General features: G+C 64.2%; 3 protein-coding genes and 2 pseudogenes. All 5 read right to left on the bottom strand.

Annotation, left to right across the window (positions count from 1 at the left end):
- A pseudogene (locus M8744_RS17610) lies at positions 1 to 207 on the bottom strand (relaxase/mobilization nuclease domain-containing protein); the annotation flags it as partial.
- Positions 194 to 775, bottom strand: a complete 582-nt coding sequence (locus tag M8744_RS17615; RefSeq protein ID WP_251420049.1) for a transposase — start codon at positions 773 to 775, stop codon at positions 194 to 196. The gene M8744_RS17615 and the pseudogene M8744_RS17610, both read right to left, overlap by 14 nt.
- Positions 776 to 1,339: 564 nt before the next feature.
- Positions 1,340 to 1,546: a hypothetical protein gene (locus M8744_RS17620; RefSeq protein ID WP_007120662.1), complete on the bottom strand. Its 207-nt coding sequence runs from the start codon at positions 1,544 to 1,546 to the stop codon at positions 1,340 to 1,342.
- A 539-nt stretch (positions 1,547 to 2,085) separates the two neighbouring features.
- A pseudogene (locus M8744_RS17625) lies at positions 2,086 to 2,181 on the bottom strand (DUF2493 domain-containing protein); the annotation flags it as partial.
- Positions 2,182 to 2,188: 7 nt separating this feature from the next.
- Positions 2,189 to 3,181 (bottom strand): nucleotidyltransferase family protein, encoded by a 993-nt coding sequence (locus M8744_RS17630; protein WP_251420050.1) that lies wholly within the window; start codon positions 3,179 to 3,181, stop codon positions 2,189 to 2,191.
- Positions 3,182 to 3,419: the final 238 nt, after the last annotated feature.

The following is a 3,419-nucleotide window of genomic DNA, read 5'->3' on the forward strand; positions in this document are numbered from 1 at the left end:
GTACTCGAGCTGGTTTGTGAGCTGCGATTTGGTATGCGTGCCCCCGCCCCGGATCGCCTTGAAGACCGCTGGCCGATGCCCCGCTGCCGCGCGCGTAAGCTGGGTCTGCTTGGCCACGTGCAGCCCCTGCATCGAGCCCCGGACGCGGCTCCAGCCATCCCGAAAGACCTCGCCCGTGACGGCATGGACGGCATCATTCAGCCGCATGGGCAAACTCCCTAAGCGCGGCCGTGGCCTGCAGCTGCATTGCGTCCCGACGGCGGCGCAGAAGCAGATCGATCTCGTCAGCAGAATCCAGGATGAACCGCGCCAGCCCGCGCATCTGCGCGAGGCGCAATTCGGTGAACTCCGAGCCAGCCCCCTGCCCCCGCCGGTTGGCCTGCGTCATCTGCTTGGCAATCTGCGCGACCCCATTGCCGACCTCGTGCAGCGAGGCGCGGTAGCGCGCCATCTCAGCAGCCATCTGCGCGTCCGGAACGAACACCCCGCCTGCCGCCTGGATAAGCCGCCGCAGCCCTTCGGCCCGGCTCTCGATCCCCGCCTTCGCCAACACCTCGTCGAGCGCCGCCAGCTCCGCAGCCGTGACCTTCACACTGACCGCTGAGACCGGGATCGCGGCGTCCGTCTGGCGCTCGGCATCAGCTTTCAGGACGTAGCGCACGGCCCGCGCCGTCACCCCGAACTGCGTCGCCAGATCAGTCGTCGACACACCCTCCGCGGCCTCGCGGACGATCTGCCTCTTCTCGATCTCTGTCAGGCGTTTTGTTCGGGACATGCGGAAGAAAGACCCCCTATTTCCTGCCACCTTCCACCAAGGCTGCCCCTACCTTACGATAATATACCTCGCTGTCCATTATATACTTATGCCGCATTCAGGCTCAGGCAGCCTTGGTGTCCGCTTCACGCCGCGGCCCGCAGGGACGCGGCTCTGCCGCCCTCACCACCGGGCAACCCACCTGTCCTTGGGGTCCCGTCCGCCAGCCCCGCCCGAGGGTCTGGCCGAACACGCATGTGTTCGGACGGAACCGCGGGCGGGCGCAAACCCCACCGACAGGGCGGACAGGCAGGGTCAAGGAGGGCCAGATTTGGGCTACCAAATCTCTGCCGCAAAAACCGGGAGGCCCTGGCCGATAGGTTTTTGTGGATGGCCCCCTTGAGGCTGACTGGCCGGTCTGTCGCGGCCTGATCACTCCGGGCGGAGTGCGTCCGTTGAACGCGCAGGGACCGGCACCAAGGCGAGGTCGCTGCCGGCGATCACCCGCGCCGGTGACGGCATCCCTGGTACAGGGATCGGGCCGCCCCAAGATCGTCCTGGGGCGGCCCATCCTCGTCAGAGGATTTAGTCCTGGGGATCTTTCGCGCTCGGCGGGAACATCACCAGCTCCGAGACCGCGACCGGGAAGTCGAGCTTGAGGCTGAAGAACTCCGAGCCGTCCCCGTTGCGGGTGTTGCGGAACATCGCGCCCACGCGCTGAAAACGAGTGCGCTCCTGGCCATCGGTATCGGTGAATTTGACGGGGACGGTGGCGACGTAGTGGTTGGTCATTTGGGTTACTCCTTGTTGCGATGGGGATCTGCCAGCACGGGGGCAAGAGGCCCGGTCGCAAGCGCAAATGCGGAGGGTCCGCGGCTCCGCCGTGGAAGCCGTATTTGTGCTTGCCGAAGCGTGAGCTGAGGGCACGGACGGGCCGACCCCGTGCGATCCACATCTATGAGCAAAAAGGAGAGACCCGGATGACCCTTGCCATCACGCCGCAGCCACCATCCGCGTCCTCGTCCCACCGATCCTGGCCGGGGTGCTGACGGAGCCCGCCCGCGTGGATGCGATGTTCCGAAACACGCCCCGAGGGACGTGCAGCTCTTCAGCCTCATGTGCGACGTCTCGACCCCTCGCGTCTTGCCCCGCTGACGATGTGCGTGAGGTGCGCACCATCCCCAGCCCGCACCAATGCGGATGGACCGAACACTGACGGACCGGGTAGAGCGATGACAGTGCCGGCCGCCGCAGCCTGTCGATCTTGCGTAACCGACCGCACGCGCCATGAGACATGACGAAAGGGCCGCGCCAAGCGCGACCCCCTCTCTTCAATCCTGCGACGCCTTCTTCGCCGGGTCCGCAACCCGCATGACCGTCAGGCCTTTCGCTTCCGCCTTCTGCCCGAGGTTCAGCGCCACCCCGTTGCGGCAATCACACTCCCAACCCGTCGAGGATTAGTTTCATCTCAGGCATCCGCTTCAGCGAGTTGCCGATGTGCTCGCGCCAGCGCGGTCCAACTTCCATGGCCGTGGCATAGGCCAGCGACAGATCATCGGGACGGTCCTCGGCCATCGCCTCGATCAGGAAAGCCGCCTGCTCCCGGTCCTTCGCCGATTTGAGGCTCCCTGCCCCATCACGGCGCCGGTCGGCAATGATCAGCTTGTGGATCGCATAACGTTCCGGGCGCGGCACCTGGACCAGAACGCCGGACCGATAGATCGCCGCCGCATGGATCGGCTCTGCGATCAGGAAGTTAAGATAGTTCAATCCTTGGGCGTTCACGCCTAATGCTGGCAAATCACGGATGGTCTCATCCCCGAACGCCGGTGTGAGAAACTCGACCAACTGGCCACTGCCGCCTTGCGCCCATCGCCAGGTCCGGCCCTGGTCAAGAGCCGGTAAGGGATCAAATTTGAGCGCCGAGAAGGTCTCGGCCAGACCCGGGTCAACCTGATCCTGCAGCGCCACGCTGAGCTTTTCGAACTGGGCGATGTCGATATCGCCGGTGTTGGCCATACCGCCAATAGGCAGGCGGATACCAAGCTCGCCCTCATAGAGCCGGAACGCATTTGTCCCGACGATGGTGCCACCCAAACGGAAAGTTCCGGCTGCCGCCATCGCCGACAGGATGGAACCGGTTGCCCGGTCGGTGGGCGTCATGCCTTCGGCGCGCAAAAGTCGAACGAGCCGCGACCGCTCTGCCTGTCGGTCCTTGGCTGTCGCGCGGAGCTCCTCGATCCGGTCAATGCGCGCGCGCGTCTCGTCGCTGTCTTCGCCGATATAGATGAACCGCATCTCGGTTCCGACGCGCCGCGCCGCATACCAATAGGCCTTGTCGCCGCGCTCCTTGAGCGTCGGCTTGCCTTCGACACCGGACAAAGCGTCGTCCTTCAAAAGACGTACCAGATCGGTATAGGCGCTCATCGAGATGCTGCTGAGAGGGGTCATGCCAATCATTTCCAAGTTTTGCTTGGCACGCATATACCTATCAAAACATAAAATTGCTAGGCATAAGTTTTTTGTGGCACCGTCACTCCGATGGGAAAAGGAAAAAGGGCCGCCCGAAGGCGACCCTCTATGTTCAAGTCTCCGCGGCCTTCTTCGCCGGGTCCGCAACCCGCATGACCGTCAGGCCTTTCGCTTCCGCCTTCTGCCCGAGGTT

Origin of the sequence: Lutimaribacter degradans, assembly GCF_023703375.1 — a bacterium.
Taxonomy (GTDB): Bacteria; Pseudomonadota; Alphaproteobacteria; order Rhodobacterales; family Rhodobacteraceae; genus Lutimaribacter; species Lutimaribacter degradans.